Origin of the sequence: Alsobacter soli (assembly GCF_003004785.1) — a bacterium.
Classification (GTDB): Bacteria; Pseudomonadota; Alphaproteobacteria; order Rhizobiales; family Beijerinckiaceae; genus Alsobacter; species Alsobacter soli.
Map to the genome: position 1 here is coordinate 161167 of NZ_PVZS01000004.1, position 24870 is coordinate 186036.

The 24870-nt window shown below is 69.8% G+C and carries 23 protein-coding genes; 14 read left to right on the top strand and 9 right to left on the bottom strand.

The window, feature by feature from the left end:
* Positions 1-4: 4 nt before the first annotated feature.
* The 5 genes from cyoD to SLNSH_RS05020 all read right to left on the bottom strand — a co-directional run bounded on the left by cyoD (position 5) and on the right by SLNSH_RS05020 (position 4583).
* Positions 5-409 carry a cytochrome o ubiquinol oxidase subunit IV gene (cyoD, locus tag SLNSH_RS05000; RefSeq protein WP_106335569.1) on the bottom strand — a complete coding sequence of 135 codons (405 nt, stop codon included), beginning with the start codon at positions 407-409 and terminating at the stop codon, positions 5-7.
* Positions 406-1074, bottom strand: a complete 669-nt coding sequence (locus SLNSH_RS05005) for a cytochrome (ubi)quinol oxidase subunit III (protein ID WP_425352973.1) — start codon at positions 1072-1074, stop codon at positions 406-408. Before SLNSH_RS05005 ends, cyoD begins: the two co-directional genes overlap by 4 nt.
* Positions 1071-3074, bottom strand: a complete 2004-nt coding sequence (gene cyoB / locus SLNSH_RS05010) for a cytochrome o ubiquinol oxidase subunit I (RefSeq protein WP_106335571.1) — start codon at positions 3072-3074, stop codon at positions 1071-1073. The genes SLNSH_RS05005 and cyoB overlap by 4 nt, the downstream gene beginning before the upstream one ends.
* Positions 3075-3076: 2 nt before the next feature.
* Complete coding sequence (cyoA, locus tag SLNSH_RS05015; RefSeq protein ID WP_106335671.1) at positions 3077-3928, bottom strand: ubiquinol oxidase subunit II; 852 nt, start codon at positions 3926-3928, stop codon at positions 3077-3079.
* 214 nt (positions 3929-4142) lie between these two features.
* Positions 4143-4583: an Lrp/AsnC family transcriptional regulator gene (locus tag SLNSH_RS05020; RefSeq protein WP_106335572.1), complete on the bottom strand. Its 441-nt coding sequence runs from the start codon at positions 4581-4583 to the stop codon at positions 4143-4145.
* Between the two features lie 107 nt (positions 4584-4690).
* Between SLNSH_RS05020 and rocF the strand changes: the two genes are divergently transcribed.
* From rocF to SLNSH_RS05040, 4 genes are all read left to right on the top strand, one after another.
* Complete coding sequence (rocF, locus tag SLNSH_RS05025; RefSeq protein WP_245422057.1) at positions 4691-5725, top strand: arginase; 1035 nt, start codon at positions 4691-4693, stop codon at positions 5723-5725.
* On the top strand, positions 5722-6927 hold the full coding sequence (rocD, locus tag SLNSH_RS05030; protein WP_106335573.1) for an ornithine--oxo-acid transaminase: 1206 nt from the start codon (positions 5722-5724) through the stop codon (positions 6925-6927). Before rocF ends, rocD begins: the two co-directional genes overlap by 4 nt.
* 152 nt (positions 6928-7079) lie before the next feature.
* Positions 7080-8960: a PAS domain-containing protein gene (locus SLNSH_RS05035; protein WP_106335574.1), complete on the top strand. Its 1881-nt coding sequence runs from the start codon at positions 7080-7082 to the stop codon at positions 8958-8960.
* A gap of 2 nt (positions 8961-8962) precedes the next feature.
* Entirely contained in the window at positions 8963-9310 is a 348-nt protein-coding gene (locus SLNSH_RS05040) for a response regulator (RefSeq protein WP_425352974.1), read from the top strand.
* A gap of 3 nt (positions 9311-9313) precedes the next feature.
* On the opposite strand, the gene mgtA is transcribed toward SLNSH_RS05040, so the two are convergent.
* Positions 9314-11821, bottom strand: a complete 2508-nt coding sequence (mgtA, locus tag SLNSH_RS05045; RefSeq protein ID WP_106335576.1) for a magnesium-translocating P-type ATPase — start codon at positions 11819-11821, stop codon at positions 9314-9316.
* Positions 11822-12351: 530 nt separating this feature from the next.
* On the opposite strand from mgtA, the gene SLNSH_RS05050 reads away from it, so the two are divergent.
* The 3 genes from SLNSH_RS05050 (at position 12352) to SLNSH_RS05060 (ending at position 14962) form a co-directional block, all read left to right on the top strand.
* Positions 12352-14079 (top strand): IlvD/Edd family dehydratase, encoded by a 1728-nt coding sequence (locus SLNSH_RS05050; protein WP_106335577.1) that lies wholly within the window; start codon positions 12352-12354, stop codon positions 14077-14079.
* A gap of 93 nt (positions 14080-14172) precedes the next feature.
* On the top strand, positions 14173-14628 hold the full coding sequence (locus SLNSH_RS05055) for an SRPBCC family protein (RefSeq protein WP_106335578.1): 456 nt from the start codon (positions 14173-14175) through the stop codon (positions 14626-14628).
* Complete coding sequence (locus SLNSH_RS05060) at positions 14618-14962, top strand: ArsR/SmtB family transcription factor (protein WP_106335579.1); 345 nt, start codon at positions 14618-14620, stop codon at positions 14960-14962. Before SLNSH_RS05055 ends, SLNSH_RS05060 begins: the two co-directional genes overlap by 11 nt.
* Here the strand turns inward: SLNSH_RS05060 and SLNSH_RS05065 are convergent.
* Positions 14940-15755 (bottom strand): helix-turn-helix domain-containing protein, encoded by an 816-nt coding sequence (locus tag SLNSH_RS05065; RefSeq protein WP_106335580.1) that lies wholly within the window; start codon positions 15753-15755, stop codon positions 14940-14942. The genes SLNSH_RS05060 and SLNSH_RS05065 overlap by 23 nt on opposite strands.
* A gap of 108 nt (positions 15756-15863) precedes the next feature.
* Between SLNSH_RS05065 and SLNSH_RS05070 the strand changes: the two genes are divergently transcribed.
* From SLNSH_RS05070 to SLNSH_RS05085, 4 genes are all read left to right on the top strand, one after another.
* Positions 15864-16229 (top strand): nuclear transport factor 2 family protein, encoded by a 366-nt coding sequence (locus tag SLNSH_RS05070; RefSeq protein WP_106335581.1) that lies wholly within the window; start codon positions 15864-15866, stop codon positions 16227-16229.
* A gap of 202 nt (positions 16230-16431) precedes the next feature.
* Positions 16432-16758: a UxaA family hydrolase gene (locus tag SLNSH_RS05075; protein WP_106335582.1), complete on the top strand. Its 327-nt coding sequence runs from the start codon at positions 16432-16434 to the stop codon at positions 16756-16758.
* Positions 16755-17963 carry a UxaA family hydrolase gene (locus SLNSH_RS05080; RefSeq protein WP_245422059.1) on the top strand — a complete coding sequence of 403 codons (1209 nt, stop codon included), beginning with the start codon at positions 16755-16757 and terminating at the stop codon, positions 17961-17963. Before SLNSH_RS05075 ends, SLNSH_RS05080 begins: the two co-directional genes overlap by 4 nt.
* A 66-nt stretch (positions 17964-18029) precedes the next feature.
* The gene (locus SLNSH_RS05085; RefSeq protein ID WP_106335583.1) at positions 18030-19082 is read left to right on the top strand and encodes a patatin-like phospholipase family protein; all 1053 of its coding nucleotides are present in this window, start codon (positions 18030-18032) and stop codon (positions 19080-19082) included.
* A gap of 3 nt (positions 19083-19085) precedes the next feature.
* Here SLNSH_RS05085 and SLNSH_RS05090 read toward each other — a convergent pair whose 3' ends face one another.
* Entirely contained in the window at positions 19086-19793 is a 708-nt protein-coding gene (locus tag SLNSH_RS05090; protein WP_106335584.1) for a glutathione S-transferase N-terminal domain-containing protein, read from the bottom strand.
* 327 nt (positions 19794-20120) lie between these two features.
* Between SLNSH_RS05090 and SLNSH_RS05095 the strand changes: the two genes are divergently transcribed.
* The 3 genes from SLNSH_RS05095 (at position 20121) to SLNSH_RS05105 (ending at position 24529) form a co-directional block, all read left to right on the top strand.
* Positions 20121-21680, top strand: a complete 1560-nt coding sequence (locus SLNSH_RS05095) for a trimethylamine methyltransferase family protein (RefSeq protein WP_106335585.1) — start codon at positions 20121-20123, stop codon at positions 21678-21680.
* A 451-nt stretch (positions 21681-22131) separates the two neighbouring features.
* Positions 22132-24174 (top strand): NADH:flavin oxidoreductase, encoded by a 2043-nt coding sequence (locus SLNSH_RS05100; protein WP_106335586.1) that lies wholly within the window; start codon positions 22132-22134, stop codon positions 24172-24174.
* A gap of 91 nt (positions 24175-24265) precedes the next feature.
* Positions 24266-24529 (top strand): hypothetical protein, encoded by a 264-nt coding sequence (locus SLNSH_RS05105; RefSeq protein WP_106335587.1) that lies wholly within the window; start codon positions 24266-24268, stop codon positions 24527-24529.
* Between the two features lie 13 nt (positions 24530-24542).
* Here the strand turns inward: SLNSH_RS05105 and SLNSH_RS05110 are convergent, their stop codons facing one another.
* Positions 24543-24842, bottom strand: a complete 300-nt coding sequence (locus SLNSH_RS05110; protein ID WP_106335588.1) for a hypothetical protein — start codon at positions 24840-24842, stop codon at positions 24543-24545.
* Positions 24843-24870 lie beyond the last annotated feature (28 nt).

Genomic DNA, 24870 nt, shown 5'->3' on the forward strand with positions numbered 1-24870 from the left:
GCGCCTAGTGGCCCATCTGCATCTGCGTCTGCTCGCCGCCCGGCAGCATGTTGCGGTTCAAGTTGTTCATGATCCAGATCGAGCCGCCAATGATCAGGAACACGATCAGCACGCCGAAGGCGAGCGCCAGGATGTTGTTGGTGTTGTCCGGCGACGTCGTGATATGCAGGAAGAACACCAGGTGCACGCCCATCTGGGCGATGGCGAACACCACCAGGGCGACCGGGATCCCCGGCTTCCAGATGATGTTCGTCCATGGCAGCGCGAAGGAGATCGCTGTGAGCAGCGTCGCCAGGAACAGGCCGAGGAGGTAGCCCCTTACGCCTGCCGCAAGCTCGAACTCTTCCCGCTCGTCGCCAGGGGCGCTGTCGAGGTCGCGGAAGTGGTCTTCCCCGTGTCCGTGCGTCATGCGCCCGCTCCCATCAGGTAGACGACCGTGAACAGGGCGACCCAGATGATGTCCAGCGCGTGCCAAAACAGGCTGAAGCACAGGTAGCGGCGCAGGATGTCCGGGCGGAAGCCCTTGGCGAAGATCTGGGCCATCATGGTGAGCAGCCACAGCAGGCCGGCCGTGACGTGCAGGCCGTGGCAGCCCACGAGCGTGAAGAAGGCCGACAGGAAGGCGCTGCGCGTCGGCCCGGCGCCCTGCTCGACCAGGACCCAGAACTCCCTCACCTCGAGATAGATGAAGGCGGCGCCGAATACGAAGGTGGCCGCCATGGCGGCGTGAAACCACAGGGCCCGGCGCGCCTCCGCGGCGAGGCTCGCCATGCCGCACATGAAGCTCGAGATGAGCAGGCACCCCGTCTCGATCGCCGTGATGCGCAGGTCGAACAGGTCCTTGCCGGAGGGCCCGCCCGCGGTCTCGCCCTGCAGCACCGCGAAGGCGGCGAAGAAGGCCGAGAACATCACGATGTCGCTCAGCAGGAAGATCCAGAAGCCGTAGCCCACGATGATGCGCTTGGGCGCAGGCCCGCCCTCGCCGTGGCCCCTGGCGAGGCTGCCATGACCATGGCCGTGGCCGATGTGGTAGGGGTCCTGCCGGGGAGCGGCGATGTCGGCGGTGGTCATCACATCGGCCCCGTGTAGGTGGCGAGCGCCTCCTTGCGGGCGCTGCGGTTCTCACGGTCGAGGCGCGCCACCTCGGAGGCCGGGATGATGTATTCGGGCACGTCGCGCCAGGCGAAGACCACGAAGGTCGCGTAGGCGCCCACGAAGCCGAGCGCGACCAGCCACCAGATGTGCCAGATCAGCGCGAAGCCCATGAGGGTGGCGAAGAAGGCGCAGACGAAGCCCGTGGGGCTGTTGCGCGGCATCTCGATCTCCTCGTACTCGGGCTCGGGGCGCAGGCGGTTCTGCTCGCGGGCGTGCTGCTTGATGGCCCAGTAGGGCTCGTCGGCCGAGACGTTGGGCAGCACGGCGAAGTTGAAGACCGGCGGCGGGGACGCCGTGGCCCATTCCAGGGAGCGGCCGTCCCACGGGTCGCCAGTCACGTCTCGCAGCTGCTCGCGGCGCCTGATGCTGACCACGAGCTGGATGACCTGGCAGGCGACGCCGGCGAAGAGGATGGCCGTGCCGAAGGCGGCGATGAGCATCCACACGTGCCACGGCTCGTAGTCGTAGCGCTGCAGGCGCCGAGTCATGCCGAGGAGGCCGGCGATGTAGAGCGGCATGAACGTGACATAGAAGCCGATGAAGCCGAACCAGAACGCCGCCTTGCCCCACCACTCGTCCAGGGTGAAGCCGAAGGCCTTCGGGAACCAGTAGGTGAGCCCCGCGAAGGCGGCGAAGAGCACGCCGCCGATGATCACGTTGTGGAAGTGCGCCACCAGGAACATGCTATTGTGGAGCACGAAGTCGGCGGGCGGAATGGCCAGCATCACGCCCGTCATGCCGCCGATCACGAAGGTGATCATGAAGCCCAACGACCACAACATCGGAGTCGTGAAGCGCACGCGGCCGCCGTACATCGTGAAGAGCCAGTTGTAGATCTTCACCCCCGTGCCGACCGCGATGATGCTGGTCGAGATGCCGAAGACGGCGTTGACGGCCGGCCCCGCCCCCATGGTGAAGAAGTGGTGCAGCCACACCGTGAAGGAGACGATGCAGATGAACATCGTCGCCACCACCATGGAGCGGTAGCCGAACAGCGGCTTGCTGGAGAAGGTGGAGATGACCTCGGAGAACACCCCGAAGGCCGGCAGGACGAGGATGTAGACCTCCGGGTGCCCCCAGGCCCAGATAAGGTTCATGAACATCATCATGTTGCCGCCGGCTTCGTTGGTGAAGAAGTGGAAGCCGAGGTAGCGGTCGAGGGTGAGCATCGCGAGCGTCGCGGTGAGCACCGGGAAGGCGGCGATGATCAACAGGTTTGACGCCAGCGAGGTCCAGCAGAACATGGGCATGCGCAGGTAGCTCATGCCGGGCGCCCGCATCTTCAGGATGGTGGTGACGAGGTTCACGCCTGTGAGGAGCGTGCCCACGCCCGAGATCTGGATGGCCCAGAGGTAATAGTCGACGCCCACGCCCGGCTGGTATGTCGCCTCGCTCAAGGGCGGATAAGGGAGCCACCCGGTGCGGGCGAACTCGCCCACCACGAGCGAGATGTTGACCAGAAGCGCGCCGGTGGCGGTCAGCCAGAAGCCGACCGAGTTGAGCGTCGGAAAGGCGACGTCGCGCACGCCCAGTTGCAGCGGGATGACGAAGTTCATCAGCCCGATCACGAACGGCATGGCGCCGAAGAAGATCATGATCGTGCCGTGGGCCGAGAAGATCTGGTTGTAGTGCTCGGGCGGCAGGTAGCCGTCATTGCCGAAGGCCACCGCCTGCTGGGAGCGCATCATGATGGCGTCCGCGAAGCCGCGGACCAGCATCGCCAGCGCCAGCAGGATGTACATGACGCCGATGCGCTTGTGGTCGACGCTGGTGATCCACTCGCGCCACAGATACGGCAGATGGCCGCCGATGACGATCCAGGCGAGCACGCCCAGGACGACCAGCACGATGACGCCCGATGTGACCATCGGGATCGGCTCATGCCACGGAATGGCGTCCCAGCTCAGCTTTCCGAGCATTCTCAACCTCCCGGCCGGGGCGAAACGTCAGCCCCGCCGCGTTCCGTCTCGGGGCCGGGCGCGGGCGGGATGTCCTGGCGGACAATGGCGTCGAAGAGGTGGGGCTCGACGCCCCGGAAGGTGGTCGGCGCCACATTGCGGCTCTGCTTGGCCAGCTGCGTGTAGGCGGTGCGATCCAGCGCCTGGCCGGCGGCTTGCGCCGTCCTCACCCAGTTCTGGAAGTCGCCGTCCGAAACGGCGCGCACCTTGAACTGCATGTCCGGGAAGCCGTCCCCGCTGAACATGGCCGACATGCCGTGGAACTCGCCAGGGTGGTCGGCCTGGAGGTTCAGGTTCGTGGCCATCCGGTTCATGGCGTAGATCATGCTGCCGAGCTCGGGCACGAAGAACACGTTCATGACGCTGGCCGAGGTGATGCTGAAATGGACCGGCTGCCCCGCCGGGATCACGAGCTGGTTCACGCTCGCCACGCCCTGCTCGGGGTAGATGAACAGCCACTTCCAATCGAGGGAGACGACCTGGACCTCCAGGTGCTTGTCCTGGCTCAGCGGCTTGCCGGGATCGAGCTCGTAGGAGCCGATCCAGATCACGCCGCCCAGGAACAGGATCACGAGGGTCGGGATCGACCAGACGATCAACTCAACCTGGCCGGAATAAACGAAGTCCGGCCGGAAGCGGGCGCGGGTGTTGGAGGCGCGGTACCACCACGCGAAGGCGAGCGTGGCGATGATCGTGGGGATGACGATCGCCAGCATGATCACGGTGGAGTTGAGCAGGATCGTGCGCTCGGCCGCCCCCACGGGCCCCTTGGGGTCGAGGATGCCGGTGTTGCAGCCGGACAGCGCGCAGGCCATCCCGCAGGCCAGCACGGCTTTCAGGATGATGCTGGCACGATCTCGGCGCCCCGCTTGCGGCACTGCGCGCACCCTCCTCCAGCCGAAAGCAGGTCGGCTCGCCGGCAGAACAGGCAAGTATTGGGGAGGGTTCCGCCGGATGGTCGGCCAGCGGACAATAACGCGCCGAGCGGCGACGCGGGTCCGAGCATCGTCGTGCTGCGGCGCCGGAGCGCTACAATTCCGTGAGCAGGATGCTCGTCTCCGAATGCGAGACGCCGCGTATGGAGCGGATGGCCGAGATCGCCTGGTCGAGGCTGGCGAGGTCGTGGGCGATCAACTCCACGGCCAGATCCCACCGCCCCGTCGTGGAGAAGATGCGGGTCGCCTCGGGCAGGCGCTTCAGCGCGCCGACCACAGGCTTGATGTCCACCGAGCGCGCCTCGAGCATGATCAGGGCCCGAACCCCGGCGCCCGTCTCGCTGGCGAGCCGAGCCGTGAAGCCCAGGATGACGCCTTCGCGCGTGAGCCGGGCGATGCGGTTCATCACGGTTCCGCGCGACACGGAAAGCGCTCGAGCGAGGGTGGCGGCCGGCATGCGCGAGTCCTTACGCAAGAGCTCGACCAGACGGCGGTCGATTTCGTCGAGCGTCGCGCCGACTTGCCGATTCGCCATGCTTAGCCCTCGTAATGTTAGCAGCCTGCCGATTTGTAGCACATTGCTGCCTATTCGTTCGATGGCCTGCGCATTCATGATGGAGGCACCGCTACTGGAGACGTCCCTTGCACCGCGCCCCCTCCTCCCTGAAGCCCGCCGACGCCCAGGACCTGCCCTCCGTCGCCCTGCTGGGGATCCCGCTGGAATACGGCGCGGGCGCCCGCGGCACGCTGATGGGGCCGGCGGCCCTGCGCACGGCGGGGCTGCCCCAGGCGCTCGCCGGCCTGGGCTACGGCGTCACTGACCATGGCGACATCGCCGCTCCGGATTACGCTCTCACGGCGGACCTTCAGCCTTTGGCGGAGCGCTGTCGCAACGTCGCCGAAGTGGCGGCCTGGACCCGCGTCATCCATGATCGCGCCTACGAGGTCCTCCAGTCGGACGGCCTGCCGATCTTTATGGGCGGGGACCACAGCCTCAGCATGGGCTCCGTCAGCGCGGTGGCGCGGCGTTGCAGGGAGCAGGACCGCGACCTCGTGGTGCTCTGGGTTGACGCCCATTCGGACTTCAACACGCCGGAGACAACGCCCTCCGGCAACATGCACGGCATGTCGGTCGCCTTCCTGTGCGGCGACCCGAGCCTCGCGCCCCTGCTGGGCGGCCGCTCCTTCCCGCCCGTCCCGACGTCCCGGGTGCACCTGTTCGGCATCCGCTCCATCGACGCGCAGGAGCGCGAGGCGATCCATGCGCATGGCCTGGGCTGCTCCGACATGCGGGCCATCGACGAGTTCGGGGTCTCCGTGCTGATGCGGCAGTTCCTGGAGGGGCTCGACCCGGAGCGCACGCACCTGCATGTGAGCCTCGACGTCGATTTCCTCGACCCGCACATCGCGCCCGGGGTCGGCACCACCGTGCCGGGCGGGGCGACCTATCGCGAGGCGCATCTCGTGATGGAGCTGCTGCACGACAGCGGGCTGGTCGGCTCCGTCGACCTGGTGGAGCTCAATCCCTTCCTGGACGAGCGAGGCAAGAGCGCGCTGCTGATGGCCGACCTGGCCTCCAGCCTGCTCGGCCGCTCCATCCTCCTGCGCCGGGAGGTGGGCACGCGCCGTCCGAGCCTGAAGCCCAACGGGTCCAACTTCATGGGAGTTGTGGGATGAGCGTTCATGCGACCGACTTCATCGCCGTCGAGCAATTGCTCGGAGCCCACAACTACGCCCCCCTGGACGTGGTGCTCAGCCGCGGCGAAGGCGTCTGGGTGTGGGACGTGGACGGGAAGCGCTACCTCGACTGCCTGTCCGCCTATTCGGCCGTGAACCAGGGGCACTGCCACCCGCGCATCCTGGAAGCCATGATCGCGCAGGCGCGCAGGCTCACCCTGACGTCCCGGGCGTTCCGCAACGACCAGCTCGCGCACTTCTACGAGGAGATCGCGGCCCTGACGGGCTCGCACAAGGTCCTGCCCATGAACACGGGCGCGGAGGCGGTCGAGACGGCCGTCAAGGCTGTCCGCAAGTGGGGGTACGAGGTGAAGGGCGTGCCCGCCGGCCAGGCGGAGATCATCGTGGCGGCCGAAAACTTCCACGGCCGGACGCTCGGCATCGTGGGCTTCAGCACCGACCCGGAGGCGCGCGGCAACTTCGGACCGTTCGCGCCGGGGTTCGTCACCGTGCCGTTTGGCGACCCCGAAGCGCTCGAGCGGTCGATCACGCCCAACACGGTGGCGGTGCTCATCGAGCCGATCCAGGGCGAGGCCGGCGTGATCATCCCGCCCGCAGGTTACCTGAGGAGGGTGCGGGAGCTTTGCACGCGCCACGGCGTCACCATGATCCTGGACGAGATCCAAACGGGTCTCGGCCGCACCGGCAAGTTGCTGGCGGAAGAGCACGAAGGCGTGGAGGCCGACGTGACGCTTCTCGGCAAGGCGCTGTCCGGCGGCTTCTACCCGGTCTCGGCCGTCCTTTCGAACACGGAGGTTCTCGGGGTGCTGAAGCCCGGCCAGCACGGCAGCACCTTCGGGGGCAATCCGCTGGCCTGCGCGGTCGCCCGCATGGCGCTCAAGGTGCTGGTCGAGGAAGGGATGATCGAGAACGCCGCCCGGCAGGGCGCGCTGATGAAGGCTGGACTGGAAAGCCTCGGCAGCAACCTCGTCCGCGAGGTGCGAGGTCGGGGGCTCATGCTGGCCGTGGAACTGCATCCCGAGGCGGGCGGGGCCCGGCGGTACTGCCTGGCGCTGAAGGAGCGCGGGATCCTGGCCAAGGACACGCATGGACATACGATCCGCATCTCGCCGCCGTTGGTGATTGCGCCCGAGCAGGTGGAATGGGCTGTCGAGCAGATCGGGGAATCCATCAGACGGTAGGTTCCATCACCTCAAAAGGCGTGGATTTGGCGGCTCGCGCTTTGCCTTTGCGGTCCGATCGAACTAACTAGGAGCGGGGGTGTTCTGAGCTTCGAGTCTCGCTCTCGCGCCGGCGTTCTCACCGGAGCGGGAGCGCGAGAGGATCACCGCCATTGGACGTCCCCCTGAGCGCATCCGGCTCGACCGAGGCCCGGCCCGCGTTTCCCGCCGGCGGCGGCGAGTTGGGCGAGCTCATTCGCGCCTTCGACTGGTCGCAAACGAGCCTGGGCCCGCTCGCGCTCTGGCCCCAGAGCCTGAAGACGGTCACGCAGACCCTGCTGCTCTCGCCCGTGCCCATCGTCCTGCTGTGGGGCGAGGACGGCGTCATGATCTACAACGACGCCTATTCGGGCTTCGCAGGCGGCCGTCACCCGCAGTTGCTGGGCTCCAAGGTGCGCGAGGGCTGGCCGGAGGTCGCCGACTTCAACGACAACGTCATGAGGGTGGGGCTCGCGGGCGGCACGCTGGCGTACAAGGACCAGGAGCTCACGCTCTTCCGGCACGGCCGGCCCGAGCAGGTGTGGATGAACCTGGACTACTCGCCCGTGCTGGATGAGAGCGGGCGCCCCGCCGGCGTCATCGCGATCGTGGTGGAGACGACCGAGCGGGTGCGGGCGGACCGGCGCGTGCTGGCCGATCGCGAGCGACTGACGCGGCTGTTCGAACAGGCGCCGGGCCTGATGGCGCTGCTGACGGGCCCGGACCATGTGTTCGAACTCGCCAACCCGGCCTACATGCAGCTTGTCGGCCCTCGCGAGGTGATCGGCAAGAGCATGCGGGACGCCCTGCCCGAGATGGCGCGTCAAGGCTTCGTGGACATCCTCGACAAGGTCTTCCATTCCGGCCAGGCCTATGTGGGGACCGGCGCCCGCGTCCTCGTGCAGCGCGCGCCGGGCGGCCCCGAGGTCCCCCGCTACGTGGATTTCGTCTTCCAGCCGGTGCTGGACGTGAACGGCCAGGTCACGGGCATCTTCATCGAAGGCTACGACGTCACGGAGCGCACGGAGGCCGAAGAGCGGGTTCGGACCAGCGAGGAGCGCTTCCGCGCCCTCGTCCACGCCACCTCCGACGTGCTCTACCGCATGAGCGCGGACTGGAAGGAAATGCGCCGGCTCGACGGCCGGGGCATCCTCGCCGGCACGGAAGAGCCGACCGTCGCTTGGCTGGAGGATTATGTTCACCCCGAGGACCAGGGGCTGGTCCTCTCGGCGATCGCGGACGCCCTGGCCCGCAAGGGCGCCTTCCAGCTGGAGCATCGGGTGCGCCAGGTCGACGGGTCGGTCGGCTGGCTGTCGTCGCGGGCGATCCCGCTGGTGGACGAGAGCGGCGCCATCGTGGAGTGGTTCGGCGCGGCCAGCGACGTCACGGAGCGCAAGCGGGCGGAGCAGCACCTGCGGCTCGTGGTCAACGAACTCAACCACCGCGTGAAAAACAACCTCGCGATGACGCACGCCATCGCCACGCAGACCTTCCGGAGCGCGGAATCGCTGGCCCAGGCGCAGGCGAGCTTCGAGGCCCGGATCATGGCGCTGGCGCAGGCGAACGACCTGCTCACGGGCGAACGGGGCGTGGGCGTGTCGCTGCACGGCGTGCTGGAGCAGGCGCTCCGGCCGCACGTGCACGACGAGCCGGGACGCGTCCATCTGGACGGGCCCGAGGTCCGGCTCACGCCCAAAACGGCCCTGGCCCTGTCCATGGCGGCGCACGAGCTGTCCACCAATGCGCTGAAGTACGGCGCCTGGTCCGTCCCGGAGGGCCGGGTCGCGATCACATGGGCGGTTCGGGACGGCGAAGGGCTCCACCCGCGGTTCACGCTCGAATGGCGCGAAAGCGGCGGGCCGCCTGTGGCGCCGCCGGCGCGGCGGGGCTTCGGCGCACGCCTCATCGAGCGCGGCCTCGCGGCCGAGATGGGCGGAACGGTCGCCATGCGGTTCGAGCCGGACGGGCTCGTGTGCGTCGTCGATGCGCCGCTCACCGTCTACGACGACGAATGACGATGGCGCTGCGCATCCTCATCGTGGAAGACGAGATGACCATCGCGCTGCTGCTCGAGGACATGGTGGTCGACCTCGGGCACGACGTGGCGGGACTCGCCATGCGGCTGCCCCAGGCGCTGGACATGGCGCGCACGGCGGCGATCGACTTCGCGATCCTGGACGTCAACCTGGACGGGCGCATGTCGTTTCCGGTGGCCGACGTGCTGGCGGCCCGCGGCGTGCCGTTCGTGTTCGCGACCGGATATGGCCGGGCGGGGCTCGACCCCGGCTACAAGGACGCGCCGGTGATCAGCAAGCCCTTCGACCTGGCGAGCCTGCGCAGCGCCATCGAGGGCGCCGGCGCCTGAGTGTCACGGCGCCACGACTCCGTGGCGCCCGCGCATGGCGACCCGCTTCAACTTCTCGGCCAAGACCAGGTAGGCCAGGCTCACCATCGCCATGGCGGCGAGGACCGGCGCAGGCAGGGCCGCGAAGCCCAGCAATCGGCCGACCGGCGTCAGCGCGATCAGCAGCGCCGCCGCCAGCGCGCCCAGCGAGGTGGCCGCCAGCGCCGGATGCGGGCGGCTGGACCAGAACGGCCGGGCCGTGCGGATCAGGAAGATCACCAGGATCTGGGTCGTGATCGACTCCACGAACCAGGCTGTCCTGAACACCTCCACGTCCGCGTCGAACGCCAGGCGCAGCAGGGCGAAGGTGGCGAGATCGAACACGGACGACAGCGGCCCCATGATGAGCGTGAAGCGCAGCACCTGGCGCATGTCCCAGGCGCGCGGGCGGGCCATGCTCTCGGGGTCGGCCTGGTCGAAGGGGATGCCCACCTCCGAGACGTCGTAGAGCAGGTTGTTGAGCAGGATCTGGAGGGGCGCGAGCGGCAGGAAAGGCAGCACCAGCGAGGCCAGCGCCATGGACAGCATATTGCCGAAGTTCGAGCTCGCCCCCATGCGCACGTATTTCATGATGTTGGCGTAGGTGCGCCGGCCCTCGGCGACACCGTCGGCCAGCACGCCGAGGTCCGAATCCAGCAGGATAATATCGGCCGCCTCGCGGGCGACGTCCGTGGCGTCGTCCACCGAGAGGCCCACGTCGGCGGCGTGGATCGCGGGGGCGTCGTTGATGCCGTCGCCCATAAAGCCGACCGTCTTCCCGGCACGGCGCAGGGCCCGCACGATGCGGCTCTTCTGGTCGGGCGCGACACGGACGAAGAGGTCCACCTCGCGCACGCGCTTCACCAGCGCGGCGTCGCCGAGCGCGGCGATCTCGGCTCCCGTGAGCATGCCCTTCGCGGGCAGCTTCAGGGTCTCGACGAGGTGGCGCACGACGGCTGCGGCGTCGCCGGAGACGATCTTCACCCGGACGCCCGCCTCGACGAGCCGGGTCACCGCCTCCGTGGCGGAGGCCTTGGGCGGGTCCAGGAACATGGCGAAGCCCAGGAACACGAGCCCGGACTCGTCGGCCTTGCCCAGGCTGTCCTTGGCCGCCGGGAACGCCCGGCGAGCCACGCCCAGGAGGCGCAGGCCCTCCCGTCCCTTCGCGTCGATCAGGCCCTCCAGCCGCGTCCGCTCGTTCACATCCAGGGGACGCTCGGCGCCGCCGGCCTGCACCCTGTCGCAGAGCGACAGGAGCGCCTCGGGAGCGCCCTTGACGACCAGCTCCGTCCCCTCTCCCCGGCGCAGGAGCACGGAGGAGCGGCGGCGCTCGAAGTCGAAGGGCAGGTCGGCCACGCGCTCGGCCGTTTCGGCCGGCGCGGGCAAGGCCAGGATCGCGTCGTCCAGGTTGGTGCGCGCGCCGCCGACGAGGCGGCTGTTCCACCACAGGGCCGCAGTCACGGCCGCGCCGTCTCCGCCGTCCGCAGCCAGGCTCCCCACATGGGTGATGTGGGCCTGGGTCAGCGTGCCGGTCTTGTCCGTGCACAGGACGTCCATCCCGCCGAGGTCGTGGATGGCCGAAAGGCGCTTGACCACGACCTTGCGCTTCGCCATGCGCGCCGCGCCGCTGGCGAGCGTCACCGTCATGATCATGGGCAGCAGCTCGGGCGTGAGCCCGACCGCCAGCGCCACCGCGAACATGAAGCTTTCCAGCGTCAGACCCTGGCGCATCAGCTGCGTCAGCAGCACGAAGAGCACCAGGAAGCCGGTGAGCCGCAGGATGAGCATGCCGAGCGCATGGACGCCGCGCTCGAAGGCGGTCGGGGGTTCCGTCGCCTGCACGGAGGCCGCGATGGAGCCGAAGCGGGTTCGGGCGCCGGTCTCGGTGACCAGCATCTCGGCCTCGCCGCTCACCAGGCTCGTGCCGGCGAAGAGCCGGCAGGCGGGGTCGTCGCCCGGGACCGACGGGTCCGGCGCCGCGCGCTTCTCGACCGCATAGGGCTCGCCGGTCAGGGCGGCCTCGTCCGCCATGGCGTCGCGCTCCTCCAGCACGACGCCATCGGCGGGCGCCGACTGGCCGGCGGTCAGGCGCACGACGTCTCCGGGCACGATGTCATGCACCGGGATCTCGCGCAGCGCGCCGTCGCGCCGGACCGTCGCCTTGACGGCGACGGAGCGACGCAGCGCCGTGACCACGTCCTCGGCCTTGCGCTCCTGGGCGATGTCCAGCGCGGTGGACAGCAGCACGATGACGACGATCACGCCGAAGCTGCGCCAATCGCCCGTCGCGCCCGAGATCACGGCGGCGATGAGCAGGATGGCGACGAGCGGCTCCATCAGCCGCTTGGCGATGCGGGCCAGCAGGCTGCGGCGAACCGCGATCACCGCCAGGTTGGGCCCGACCTGCGCAAGCCGCCGCGCGGCCTCGGCCTCGCCCAATCCGGCGCGCAGGTCCGGCCGGGTCGTCGCGGTGTTGGAAAGCTGATCCTGCATCGGGGGACCTCTCGTCCCGCGAGCATCCCCCCAGACCCGCTCCCGCGCCACGATCTAGCGCAAATCGGAGGGCGACTGGCTCCTGCACTCTCCCCGTCATTCCCCGGGCTTGTCCCGGGGATCCACGCGGCGCCCTCGGGCGTGGATGGCCGGGACGAGCCCGGCCATGACGGGGAAAGAAGCGCGCGGTCAGACGCTGTGACGTAAGCCCTTCAGCCGTCATCCCCGGGCTCGTCCCGGGGATGNCCCTCGGGCGTGGATGGCCGGGACGAGCCCGGCCATGACGGGGAAAGAAGCGCGCGGTCAGACGCTGTGACGTAAGCCCTTCAGCCGTCATCCCCGGGCTCGTCCCGGGGATGCACGCAGCGGCCCCGGGGCCCGGGTGGCCGGGACAAGCCCGGCCATGACGGCGAGAGGTGCGATCGATCGCCATGCGGCGGGCGCATGGGGCCTGCGCCAGCATGGGCGCGACGGCGCGGGCGATCTCGCGCAATGTGCGCGCCAAATCAGAACCTCCCGGGAGAACGCCCATGTCCACGCCGCCCCGCCGCACGCTTCGCTCGCAGGCCTGGTTCGGGGGAGACTCAAAGGACAGCTTCATCCACCGCTCCTGGATGAAGAACAACGGCCTGCCGAACGACGCCTTCGACGGGCGGCCGGTGATCGGCATCTGCAACACGTTCTCCGAGCTGACGCCCTGCAACGCGCATTTCCGCGGCCTTGTGGAGCACATCAAGGCGGGCGTGCTGGAGGCTGGCGGCCTGCCGCTGGAATTCCCGGTGTTCTCGTGCGGCGAGTCGAACCTGCGGCCCACCGCCATGCTGTTCCGCAATCTCGCATCCATGGACGTGGAGGAGAGCATCCGCGGCAACCCCATGGACGGCGTCGTGCTGATGGCGGGCTGCGACAAGACCACGCCGTCGCTGCTGATGGGCGCGGCGAGCTGCGACCTGCCCACCATCCTGATCTCCGGCGGCCCCATGCTGAACGGCAAGTTCCGCGGCATGGACATCGGCTCCGGCACGGACGTGTGGAAGTTCTCCGAGGACGTGCGCGCCGGCGTGATGAGCCGGGACGACTTCATGGCCGCCGAGAACGCCATGTCGCGCTCGCCCGGCCACTGCATGACCATGGGCACGGCCTCCACCATGGCCAGCATGGCGGAATCGCTCGGCGTCACCCTGCCGGGCAACGCGGCCTACCCGGCGGTCGACGCCCACCGGGCGCGGCTCGCCCGGCTCACGGGGCGGCGCATCGTCGCCATGGTGCACGAGGACCTGAGGCTCTCGCAGGTGCTGACCAAGAAGGCCTTCGCCAACGCGATCCGGATGAACGCCGCCATCGGGGGCTCCACCAACGCGGTGGTGCACCTGCTCGCCATCGCCGGTCGGGTCGGCGTGAACCTCACCCTGGACTGCTGGGACCACTTCGGCCGGGACGTGCCCACCCTGGTGAACCTCATGCCCTCCGGGCAGTATCTCATGGAGGACTTCTGCTACGCCGGCGGCATCCCGGCCGTGATGCAGGAGCTGTCGGACGTCCTCGACCTGGATGTCCTGACGGTGACCGGCCGCAACCTGGGCGAGGCCATCGCGGGCGCCCGGAACTACAATCCCGACGTGATCCGTCCTCGCGGCAACCCGCTGCTCGCCCATGGCGGCATCGCGGTGCTGCGCGGCAACCTGGCGCCGAACGGCGCGATCCTGAAGCCGTCGGCCGCCTCGCCCGAACTCATGCGCCACCGGGGCCGCGCCGTCGTGTTCAATTCCATCGAGGACTACAAGGCCCGGGTGGACGACCCGGCTCTCGACATCGACGAAAGCTGCGTGATGGTGCTGCAGAACTGCGGCCCCAAGGGCTATCCGGGCATGGCTGAGGTGGGCAACATGGCCCTGCCGAAGAAGCTGCTGGAGCGCGGGGTGCGCGACATGGTGCGGATCTCGGATGCGCGCATGAGCGGCACCGCCTTCGGCACGGTCGTGCTGCACGCCGCGCCCGAGGCCGCCGTGGGCGGTCCCATCGCGCTGGTGCGGGACGGCGACGCCATCGAGCTCGATGTCGAGGCGCGGCGCCTGCACGTGGACGTGTCCGATGACGAACTCGCCCGCCGAAAGGCCGCCTGGAGCGCGCCCGCGCCGGCCATGAAGGGCGGCTACCAGAGCCTCTATGTCGAGCGCGTGCTGCAGGCCGACCGCGGCGCCGATCTCGACTTCCTGGTGGGCTGCCGCGGGCATGACGTGCCGCGCGAGAGCCACTAGAACGCGCTCTGGGCGAAATTACTCCGATGCGCAACTTTTTGGTTGCATGTTGGCCGGAAGCGGGTCAGGGTATGCGCAACCAGGAGGTTGCGCATGACTGACCGCATCGAGAAATCCATCGTCCTCAAGGCCTCGCAGGACCGGGTCTGGCGGGCCCTCACCGACTCCGAGCAGTTCGGCACCTGGTTCCGGGTGAAGATCAACGGCCCGTTCATCCCGGGCGAGGCGGCTCGCGGCATGAACCTGTATCCGGGCTACGAGCATGTGCGCTTCGAGGCCCATATCGAGACCATGGACCCGCAGAGCTATTTCGCGTTCCGCTGGAATCCCTACGCCTGCGATCCGAACCGGGACTACGCGGCCGAGACCCGCACCCTGGTGGAATTCCGCCTCCAGGAGATCCCGGAAGGCGTCCGGCTCACGGTGGTCGAGTCCGGCTTCGACCGGCTGCCGCCCGAGCGCCGGGCGGAGGCGTTCCGCATGCACGAAGGCGGCTGGGAGACGCAGCTGCGCAACATTGAGACCTACCTCAAGGACCATGAGCGCTGAGCACACCGAGGCTCGGCGGAGATGGGCGGACTTCGCCCCGCTCTTCGCCGCCCTGAGCGACGAGACCCGGCTGGGGCTGATGGACGCGCTCGCGGCGACGCCGCGGCGCTCCATCTCGAGCCTGGCCGACCAGACGGACCTCACCCGGCAGGCGATCACCAAGCATCTGCGGGTGCTGGAGGGCGTCGGGCTCATCGAGGCGCAGAGGGTTGGGCGCGAGAGCCTCTACGCCATCCGGCCCGGCGCCATCGAGGATCTCGGGCGCGACCTCGCGGCCTTGTCCGAGCGCTGGGACGAGCGGCTCGCCGCCCTCAAGCGCCTCGTGGAGGATTGAGCGCGGCGGCCGTGGCGTCGTCGGCGGGCAGGAAGGCCTCGATCGCAAGTTCCGCCACCGTCACGTCCCGCGGCGTGCCGAACACCATGGAGGTGCTGAGGAAACTCAGCACGCCGCTGGGTGTGGCGATCTGGAACGGAATTGCGATCTCGGCCGCCTCGCCGCCCCCGGGCGGCTGGCGGGCGTCCGTGCTGGGGACCGGGTAGGTCCACAGCTCGGACAGAAGCGCGTCCAGGGCCGGGTCGGCGCTATGGGCGATCTGCCGGCGCAGGCGCTCCAGCAGGTGGGCGCGCCATTCGGGCAGGTTCACGATCCGGCCGCTGAGGCCGGCCGGGTGGAGCGTGAGCCGCAGGACGTTCACCGGCGGGGCCAGGAGCGCCGGGTCGCAGCCTTCGAGCAAGGCGGTTACTGCCGCGTTCGCGGCGATCAACGTCCAGTGGCGGTCGATAGCTACGGCTGGAAAGGGCTCGTGGCCCTTCAGCACGCGGTCGATCATGGCGCGCACGGGGCCGAGCGTGGGGTCCTGCAAGGTCCGCTCCGGGTAGACGGGGGCGTAGCCCGCCGCGAGCAGCAGGGCGTTGCGGTCGCGCAGGGGCAGGTCGAGCTGCTCGGAGAGCCGCAGCACCATCTCCCGGCTCGGGCGCGAGCGGCCCGTCTCCAGGAAGCTCAGGTGGCGGGAGGAGATCTCCGCGTCCAGCGCCAGGTCGAGCTGGCTGACGCGGCGGCGCTGCCGCCATTCGCGCAGCAGCGATCCGAAGGCGGGCGGGGCGGGGGCAAGGATGGGGGCGTCCATGGCGCAACCCTAGCCGGGCGGCGCCTGAGCCGCCATGACCCCCCGGGTAATCGACGGGCGGCCAGCAAGGCGGCACGGTCGGGGCGTCATCCAACACGGGAGCACCCCATGACCGACGCAACCGCCCTCGCCGCCCGCTACCTCGCCGCCTGGAACGAGCGCGACCCCGCCCGCCGCCGCGCCCTCGTGGCCGAGCTTTGGACCGCGGACGGGACCTATGTGGACCCGATGGCGCAGGCCGCCGGCCACGACGAACTCGCCGGCCTGATCGGCGCCGTGCAGGAGCGCTTCCCGGGCCTGGTGTTCAAACCCGCCGGCAAGGCCGACGGCTATCCCGGCCACATCCGGTTCTCGTGGACGCTCGGCCCCGCGGACGGCGAGGGCCTGGCGGGCGGCACGGACTACGCCTCCGTGGCGGACGGGCGGCTGAAGAGCGTCACGGGGTTCCTGGATTTCATGCCGGCCATGGCTTGAACGAACGTTCTGATCACACCCATGCCAAGTTGCGAAGGCCCGGCCTCGGCCGGCACGCAAGGATCCGCAATGATCGGGCGCCTCTCCCTCCGCTGCAGGGACGAGAGAGGCGTCCCCAGCGCTCGGCAGGGGTGGCGAGCCTCGTCAAACCGTTTAAACTGCCCGGGCCGGCCCGGCGCCGGCGCGATGCAACGGTTCCGCCATGCCCTCCACCGGCCTCGATCCCCGCCTCCTCCTGCTATCCCCCGATGACAACGTCGTCGTGGTGCGCCAGCGGCTTCGCGCCGGCGATCGCGTCGCGGTGGGCGGGCGCGAGGTGACGCTTTTCGGGGACGTCCCGCTCGGCCACAAGCTGGCGTTCCGCCCCATCGGGCCGGGCGACAAGGTGCTGAAATACGGCGCGCCGATCGGCTCGGCGACGGCGGCGATCGCGCAGGGCGAGCATGTGCATGTGCACAACCTGCAGAGCGATTACACGCCCACCTACACGCTGGACGAGGCGCGGGCGAAGCACGGAGACGCGGCGTGAGCGGCGAGGCGACGATGCGCGGCTTTCCGCGTCAGGACGGCCGCAAGGGCATCCGCAACACCCTGGTGGTGGCCTATCTGGTGGAGTGCGCCCACCACGTGGCGCGCGAGATCGCTTGGCCCTTCCGGGACCGGGACGTCCATCTCATCGGCTTCCCGGGCTGCTACCCGAACGGCTACGCCCAGCGCATGATGGAGGCGCTGTGCACGCACCCGAACGTCGGAGCGGTGCTGCTGCTGTCGCTCGGCTGCGAAAGCTTCGACAAGTACGGCCTCGCCCACGCGGTGCGGGAGAGCGGGCGGCCGGTGGAGACGATCGTGATCCAGGCCGCGGGCGGCACGCGCTCCTCCATCGCGGAGGGGCGCGCCTGGATCGAGGGGCAGCTCGGCGCCCTGGCGTCGGCGCCGACCGTCCCGATGGGTGTCGAGGAGCTGGTCGTCGGCACCGTGTGCGGCGGCTCGGACGGGACGTCCGGGATCACCGGCAACCCGGCCGCGGGGCGCGCCTTCGATCAGCTGATCCGCGAGGGCGCGGCCTGCATCTTCGAGGAGACCGGCGAGCTCATCGGCTGCGAGCACATAATGGCGAGTCGGGCCGTGACGCCGGAGCTGGGGCGCGTGCTGGAGGCGAGCGTCGCCAAGGCGGCGCGCTACTACGCCACGCTGGGCTACGGCTCCTTCGCGGCCGGCAACGCCGACGGCGGGCTCTCCACGATCGAGGAGAAGTCGATGGGCGCCTACGCCAAGTCGGGCTCCTCCCCCATCTCGGGCCTGCTCAAGCCCGCAGACCGGCCACCGCGGGGCGGGCTCTACCTGCTCGACGTGGTGCCGGACGGCGAGGTCCGCTTCGGCTTCCCCAACATCAACGACACGGCCGAGATCGCGGAGCTGATCGCCTGCGGGGCGCATGCGGTGCTGTTCGTGACTGGGCGCGGCTCCGTGGTGGGGTCGGCGATCTCGCCCGTGGTGAAAATCTGCGCCAACCCGGAGACCTACCGCCGCATGGCGGACGACATGGACGTGGACGCCGGCCGCATCCTGGAGGGCGCGGCCACGCTGGACGAGGTCGGGCGCGAGATCCGGGATCTCGTCGTCGGGCTCGGCCAGGGCGGGCGCACCAAGTCGGAGGAGCTGGGCCACCAGGAGTTCGCGCTCGTCTACAAGAGCTTCGAGCCCATCGGTCCGGCCTGCCTGCCGGCCGCCTAGGCGCCGCCCACGCTGGAACCGCGAAGGCGCCCGCACGTTCGCTGCGACGCAGCAGGAGGGCGGGCCATGGCGGTCACGGCGGTCGTTTTCGCAGGCGGGATCGGGTTCGGCGCCTACCAGGGCGGCGCCTACGAGGCGCTGGCCGAGGCGGGCCGCAACGTGGACTGGTTTCTGGGCGCCTCCGTGGGCGCGGTCAACGCCGCCATAGTGGCCGGGAACCCGCCCGAGCGGCGGCTGGAGCGGCTGAAGGCGTTCTGGGAAAGCGGGTTCTGGCCCACCTCCCCGGCCCCTGCCCTGGCGTGGCCCCCGGGGGCCAAGTGGCTCAGCGCCCTGCAGGCGCGCCTGCTCGGCAGCCCGGGCCGGTTCACGCCCAACTTCTTCGGCTTCGCAGGGACCAACGCCTATCCGGGCCTCTACGACCTCACCCCCCTGCGCCGCTCGCTGGCCGAGTTGATCGACTACGAGCGGCTGAACGACGCCACCATCCGCTTCACGCTCACGGCCACGGACGTGGTCAGCGGCGAGCCCGTGACCTTTGACACCGCCCGCGGCGACCGCATCGGCCCGGACCACCTGCTCGCCTCGGCCGGATTCTTTCCCGACTTTCCCATGACGGAGATCGATGGGCGCCTCCTGGCCGACGGCGGCTACTACGCCAACGCGCCCATCGAGGCGCTGAAGGAAGCCCCGGAGCTCGACGCGCAGGACCTTACCTGCTTCGTGGTCGACCTCTACGCCGGCGACGGCTACGCGCCGGCGACGCTGGAGCAGTGCTTCGCACGGCGCAACGAGCTCACCTTCGGCAACCAGACGCGCCGGGCGCTCGCCGGCTGGCGCGCCGAGCAGGAGCTGCGCTCGGCCCTGCGCAAGACCAGCGCCGACGCCGCGCTCAGCCGGCACGGGCCGGCCAGCGTGCGGGTGCTCCACCTGGCGTTCCGCCCGGACCCGAAGGACGCGAGCCCGCTCACGCCCTTCGACTTCTCGCCCGTCACGCTGGCCGAACGCTGGGACGCCGGCCGGCGCGACATGCTGGCGGCGCTTGCCATCCCGGCGGCGGCCGCGCCGCCGCCGTTCGACCTGCGGGCGATCCCCCGGCAGCCACCGCCGCCCAGGGGCTGAACCTCAGGCCGGGCGCGCCGGGATGTTCAGCCCGCGCTCCACGGCGGGCCGCGCCAGGCCGCGCTCGAGCCAGGCCGGCACGGCCTTCAGCTTGCCGTACTCGACCAGTTCGCCGGCCCCGTAGAAGCCGATGAGGTTCCGCACCCAGCCCAGCAGCGAGACGTCCGCGATCGTGTACTCGTCGCCCATCATCCACTGCCGCCCGGTCAGCCGCTGCTCCAGCACGCCGAGCAGGCGCTGCGACTCGGCCCGGTAGCGCTCCAGCGGCCGCTTGTCCTCGATTTCGCGGCCGGCGAACTTGTGGAAGAAGCCGAGCTGCCCAAACATCGGCCCAACGGCGGCCATCTGGAAGAACAGCCACTGAAGCGTCTCGTAGCGCCGCGCCGGGTCGGTCGGCAGGAGCTTTCCGGACTTCTCGGCCAGGTAGACCAGGATGGCGCCGGACTCGAACAGGCCGAGCGGCTTCCCGCCGGGGCCGTCCGGATCGATGATCGCCGGGATCTTGCCGTTCGGGTTCAGGGCCAGGAACTCCGGCCCCCAGGTCTCATTCGCGCCGATGTTGATGAAGTGCGGCTCGTAGGGCATCCCCACCTCCTCCAGCATGATCGACACCTTCACGCCGTTCGGCGTGGGCGTCGAATAGAGCTGCAGGCGCTCGGGATGCTGGGCGGGCCAGCGCTTCGCGATGGGGAAAGCGGACAAATCGGTCATCGGGGGATGCTCCTGCCTGTAAGGGGCTGGATCGGGGGCGGCATCCTGCTTCGGTTCCGGGCCGGGGAAAAGGGGCGCGGCTGTGCAGGCGCGCAGAGGCGGGCTTGCGTGGCTGAGGCTGGGGCAGGCTTGGGGGGCTGGGGCAGCGACAAGGGCGGCGCGGCTCTGCAGCGGGATGGCGCGATGGCGCCGAGGTGTCGTAGACGCCCCCCTCTCCCGCTTGCGGAGAGGGGATTACAGCAGTGACGCCGGCGCGCCACTCGCGGTCGCGCCGGGACAAGCCGCGCATCCGCGGCGGCGGTCCCCTTTCGTAACGGAGGGGCGGACATGGACGAGTCCGGGCAAGGCCAGGCAGTCGCGGGGCGTCGGCGCGAGCGGGGCGGGCGCGGGGCGGCTCGGGAGGGCCGCGGGCGCGGACAGGGCCTCGGGCGGCCCTTCATCCGCCGCAACATCCCGCCTTACGACATCCTCTCCGAAGAGAACCTGCTCAAGATCGAGTCCGCGGCCGACCGCATCCTGGCCGAGATCGGCATCGAGTTCCGGGACGACCCTGCGGCGCTGGACCTGTGGCGGCGCGCGGGCGCCAAGTTGGACGGCGTGCGGGTCCGCTTCGAGCCCGGAATGCTGCGGGAGGTCCTCAAGACGGCGCCGGCGCGGTTCACCCAGCACGCCCGCAACCCGGCGCGCTCGGTCGAGATCGGCGGCGACGCCGTGGTGTTCTCGCCCGCGTACGGCTCGCCCTTCGTGATGGACCTCGACAAGGGCAGGCGCTACGGCACGTTGGAAGACTTCCAGAACTTCATCAGGCTCGCCCAGTCCTCGCCGTGGCTGCACCACTCGGGTGGGACGATCTGCGAACCGGTCGACGTGCCGGTGAACAAGCGCCACCTGGACATGGTCTACAGCCACATCCGTTATTCCGACCGGGCCTTCATGGGCTCGGTCACGGCGGAGGGCCGGGCCGAAGACTCCGTCGCGATGGCGCGCATCCTGTTCGGGGACGACTTCACCGACCAGAACTGCGTCATTCTGGGCAACGTCAACGTGAACTCGCCGCTGGTATGGGACGGCACGATGACCAAGGCGCTGCGCGCCTACGCGCGCGCCAACCAGGCGGGCGTCGTCGTCCCGTTCATCCTCGGCGGGGCCATGGGGCCTGTCACCAATGCGGGCGCGATCGCGCAGTCGCTGGCCGAGACCATGGCGGGCTGCGCGCTGACGCAGCTGGAGCGGCCGGGCGCGCCGGTGATCTTCGGCAACTTCCTGTCCTCCATGGCCATGCGGTCGGGCTCGCCCACCTTCGGGACGCCGGAGCCGGCCATCGGCTCCATGGTGATCGGTCAGCTGGCGCGCCGGCTCAATCTGCCGCTGCGCTGCTCGGGCAACTTCACCACCTCGAAGTTGCCCGACGCCCAGGCGATGACCGAGGGCACGATGTCGATGCTCGCCGCCATCCATTGCGGGGCGAACTTCATCCTCCATTCGGCCGGTTTCCTGGATGGGCTCCTGTCCATGTCCTACGAAAAGTTCGTGCTGGACACGGACCTGTGCGGCGCCCTGCACACCTATTGCGACGGCGTGCAGGTCGACGACGACCAGCTCGCGCTGGACGCCTTCCGGGAGGTCGGCCCCGGGGGCCACTTCTTCGGCTGCGCCCACACCATGGGACACTACCAGACCGCGTTCTGGGATTCAGAGCTCGCCGACAACGACCCGTTCGAGAAGTGGGAAGCGGGCGGTTCGGTCGACGCCGCCCAACGCGCCAACCGGCTCTGGAAAAAGCGCCTCGCCGACTATGAGCCGCCGGCGCTGGACGAGGGCGTCGACGAGGCGCTTCGGGACTTCGTGGCCCGGCGCAAAGGCGAGGCGCCGGATGCGTGGTACTAGGTCCGTCATTGCGAGCCGAAGGCGAAGCAACGCAGTCCGGTCGGGCTCATCCCTGCATGGACGACGTTCCGCCGTCCCTGGATGGCGTTCTCGCTGTGCTCCTCTCGAGGCCGGCGAAGCGCGGCCCCCCACCCTCCCCTTGAGGGGGAGGGTCGACGGCCGCAGGCCGGCGGGGTGGGGTGGCGCCGCGCCCGGCAAGGGCGCTTGCAGAACTTCAGCGCGGTCGTTCCACGCCAGCCGTCACCCCACCACGGCCCTTCGGGCCGACCCTCCCCCCTCCAGGGGAGGGTGGGAAGCCTTGGCTCGTCATTGCGAGCGAAGCGAAGCAATCCAGGAGTCGCAGGCGCGAAACGATGACGTCCGCGTCCGTGGCTCCTGGATTGCTTCGTCGCTGCGCTCCTCGCAAGGACGGTTGAGAGTTTAGGGCCGTCTCGTTCGTCAAGGTGAAGCCATGTCCACCGACCCCCTGCTCCAGCCCTATCGCCTGAAGCACCTGACGCTGAAGAACCGCGTCATGTCGACGGCGCACGAGCCGGCCTATTCGGAGGACGGGCTGCCCAAGGACCGATACCGCCTCTACCACCTGGAGAAGGCCAAGGGCGGGCTGGCGCTCACCATGACGGCGGGGTCAGCGATCGTGTCGCCAGACAGCCCGGCCGCGTTCGGCAACCTGCACGCATACAGGGATGAGATCACGCCCTGGCTGAAGCGTCTCGCCGACGACTGCCACGCGCATGACTGCGCGGTGATGATCCAGCTCACGCATCTGGGCCGCCGCACCGGCTGGAACAAGGCCGACTGGCTACCTGTGCTGGCCCCCTCCCCGGTCCGGGAGCCCGCCCATCGGGCCTTCCCCAAGCAGGCGGAGGACTGGGACATCGACCGGATCGTGGCGGACTACGCCGCGGCCGCGCAACGCATGCAGGCCGCGGGGCTCGACGGGATCGAGTTCGAGGCCTACGGCCACTTCATGGACCAGTTCTGGTCGCCGGCCACCAACAAGCGCGATGACGACTACGGCGGCTCCCTGGACAACCGGCTCCGGTTCACGTGGCGGGTGATCGATGCGGTCCGGCAGGCGGTCGGGCCGGATTTCATCGTGGGCATCCGCATGGTGGCGGACGAGGACTGGGACCAGGGGCTCAGCCGGGACGAGGGGGTGGAGATCGCGCGGCGGGTCGCGGCCTCCGGCAGATTCGACTTCATCAACCTCATCCGCGGCCATATCGACACGGACGCGGCGCTCACCGGCGTGATCCCCATCGCCGGCATGCCGTCCTCGCCGCACCTGGATTTCGCGGGCGAGGTACGGGCTGAGACGAAGTTCCCGGTCTTTCACGCCTCCCGGATCGCGGACGTCGCCACGGCGCGGCACGCCATCGCGGAGGGCAAGCTCGACATGGTCGGCATGACCCGGGCCCACATCGCCGACCCGCATATCGTGGCCAAGGTCCGCAACGGGCAGGAGCACCGGATCCGGCCCTGCGTGGGCGCCACCTACTGCCTCGACCGCATCTACGAGGGCGGCGAGGCGCTGTGCATCCACAATGCGGCCACCGGGCGCGAGGCGACGATCCCGCACGACATCCCGCCCTCCCCGGCGCCCGGCAAGCGCGTCGTGGTGGTAGGCGCTGGTCCCGCGGGGCTGGAGGCGGCGCGGGTCGCGGCGGAGCGCGGCCATCGCGTGACCGTGCTGGAGGCCGCCGCCCAACCGGGCGGGCAGGTGCTGCTGTTGACCAAGAACCCGCGCCGCCGGGACATGATCGGCATCATCGACTGGCGCGTGGCCGAACTGGAGCGGCTCGAGGTCGAGATCCGCACCCATGTCTGGGCGGAGGCCGAGGACGTGACGGCGCTCGACCCGGAGGTGGTGATCGTCGCCACCGGCGGCGTGCCGCAGACCCCCCCGCTCGCCGGAGGCGACGACCTCGTCACGTCGTCCTGGGACATCCTGGCCGGGACCGTGGCCCCGGGCGCGAACGTGCTCGTCTATGACGACAATGGCGGTCACCAGGGGATGAGCGCCGCCGAGGTCGCGGCGCGGGCGGGCTCCGCCGTGGAGCTCGTCTCGCCCGAGCGCTTCTTCGCGCCCGAGATGGGCGGCATGAACCACGTCCCCTACATGAAGGCCTTCCACGAACGGGGCGTCACGGTCACGATCAACACGCGCCTGCGCAGCGTGCGCCGGGACGGAAACGCGCTGGTGGCGACGCTGGGGTCCGACTTCGCGCCCGGCTGGAGCGCCGAGAGGCGGGTGGACCAGGTGGTGGTCGAGCACGGAACCCTGCCGCTGGACGACCTGTATCTCGCGCTCAAGCCCCTGTCGCGGAACGGAGGCGCGGTCGACTACCGGGCCCTCATCGCCGGAGCGGATCCCTTTCCGATCAACCATGCAATTGACGGCTTTACCCTCTACCGCATAGGGGACGCGGTCGCCTCCCGCAACATTCACGCGGGGATCTACGACGCCGTCCGGTTCGGGCTCAGCTGGTAGCAGAGCCTGCGCCGCGTCGTCGCGGTCAGGCCGGCGAACGATCCGAGCGCTCGGGGATTGAAGCTCCGAAGCCCACAAACACGAGCGAGCCATGATGCTGAGCTGGATGAACTACGGCTACGATGCAGCCATGCTGACGTTCGAGGCCCAACAGGTGATCGGACTGCGGCTGGCCAAGCTCAGCGCGGGAGGCCCGGCGGCGGCGCTGGAAGCCACCCTGATGGTGAACGAGAAGATCGCCGCGGCCTGGGAGGCCGGGGCCACGCTGGCGGCGGGCGGCTCCGGCCACAAGGTGCTGAAACGCTATCGGCGCCACGTGGGCGCCAATTACCGCCGCCTGAAGCGGCGCCGCTGAGGCGCCCCGCTCCTCACCGCAGCAGGAGGCGCGCCGCGTAGCCGGCCACGAAGGCCGCCACAAGCGCTCCGACTGGGTTGGCGGTGACCATCTCGCGGGCCTGGCTGACGGTCGGGCTGCCCCGGGCCGCCTGCTCGAGGATGCGCGCAGCCGCGGTGTCCGCGGCGTCCACATCCACCGACACCGTGAAGGCGCCGCCGTTGGCGGGTCGCCGCAGGGCGACGCCCGCCTTGTTGTAGCCACGCCTGATCAGGGCGCGCATGGCCTGCCGGGCCGCGTTCTCGTCGGTGAAAGTCTGTTGGGCTGTGGGCATCGTTCGGTTCTCCTCCGAGGCCGACAGC

Coding starts and splice junctions, on each gene's coding strand:
- SLNSH_RS05100 (WP_106335586.1), top strand. CDS start 22,132: ATGTCCACCGACCCCCTGCTCCAGCCCTATCGCCTGAAGCACCTGACG.
- SLNSH_RS05110 (WP_106335588.1), bottom strand. CDS start 24,842: ATGCCCACAGCCCAACAGACTTTCACCGACGAGAACGCGGCCCGGCAG.
- SLNSH_RS05075 (WP_106335582.1), top strand. CDS start 16,432: ATGCCCTCCACCGGCCTCGATCCCCGCCTCCTCCTGCTATCCCCCGAT.
- SLNSH_RS05095 (WP_106335585.1), top strand. CDS start 20,121: ATGGACGAGTCCGGGCAAGGCCAGGCAGTCGCGGGGCGTCGGCGCGAG.
- SLNSH_RS05065 (WP_106335580.1), bottom strand. CDS start 15,755: ATGGACGCCCCCATCCTTGCCCCCGCCCCGCCCGCCTTCGGATCGCTG.
- cyoA (WP_106335671.1), bottom strand. CDS start 3,928: ATGGCCTGCGCGCTGTCCGGCTGCAACACCGGCATCCTCGACCCCAAG.
- SLNSH_RS05085 (WP_106335583.1), top strand. CDS start 18,030: ATGGCGGTCACGGCGGTCGTTTTCGCAGGCGGGATCGGGTTCGGCGCC.
- SLNSH_RS05070 (WP_106335581.1), top strand. CDS start 15,864: ATGACCGACGCAACCGCCCTCGCCGCCCGCTACCTCGCCGCCTGGAAC.
- rocD (WP_106335573.1), top strand. CDS start 5,722: ATGAGCGTTCATGCGACCGACTTCATCGCCGTCGAGCAATTGCTCGGA.
- SLNSH_RS05055 (WP_106335578.1), top strand. CDS start 14,173: ATGACTGACCGCATCGAGAAATCCATCGTCCTCAAGGCCTCGCAGGAC.
- SLNSH_RS05050 (WP_106335577.1), top strand. CDS start 12,352: ATGTCCACGCCGCCCCGCCGCACGCTTCGCTCGCAGGCCTGGTTCGGG.
- cyoB (WP_106335571.1), bottom strand. CDS start 3,074: ATGCTCGGAAAGCTGAGCTGGGACGCCATTCCGTGGCATGAGCCGATC.
- SLNSH_RS05060 (WP_106335579.1), top strand. CDS start 14,618: ATGAGCGCTGAGCACACCGAGGCTCGGCGGAGATGGGCGGACTTCGCC.
- mgtA (WP_106335576.1), bottom strand. CDS start 11,821: ATGCAGGATCAGCTTTCCAACACCGCGACGACCCGGCCGGACCTGCGC.
- SLNSH_RS05090 (WP_106335584.1), bottom strand. CDS start 19,793: ATGACCGATTTGTCCGCTTTCCCCATCGCGAAGCGCTGGCCCGCCCAG.
- SLNSH_RS05105 (WP_106335587.1), top strand. CDS start 24,266: ATGATGCTGAGCTGGATGAACTACGGCTACGATGCAGCCATGCTGACG.
- SLNSH_RS05020 (WP_106335572.1), bottom strand. CDS start 4,583: ATGGCGAATCGGCAAGTCGGCGCGACGCTCGACGAAATCGACCGCCGT.
- SLNSH_RS05040 (WP_425352974.1), top strand. CDS start 8,963: ATGGCGCTGCGCATCCTCATCGTGGAAGACGAGATGACCATCGCGCTG.
- cyoD (WP_106335569.1), bottom strand. CDS start 409: ATGACGCACGGACACGGGGAAGACCACTTCCGCGACCTCGACAGCGCC.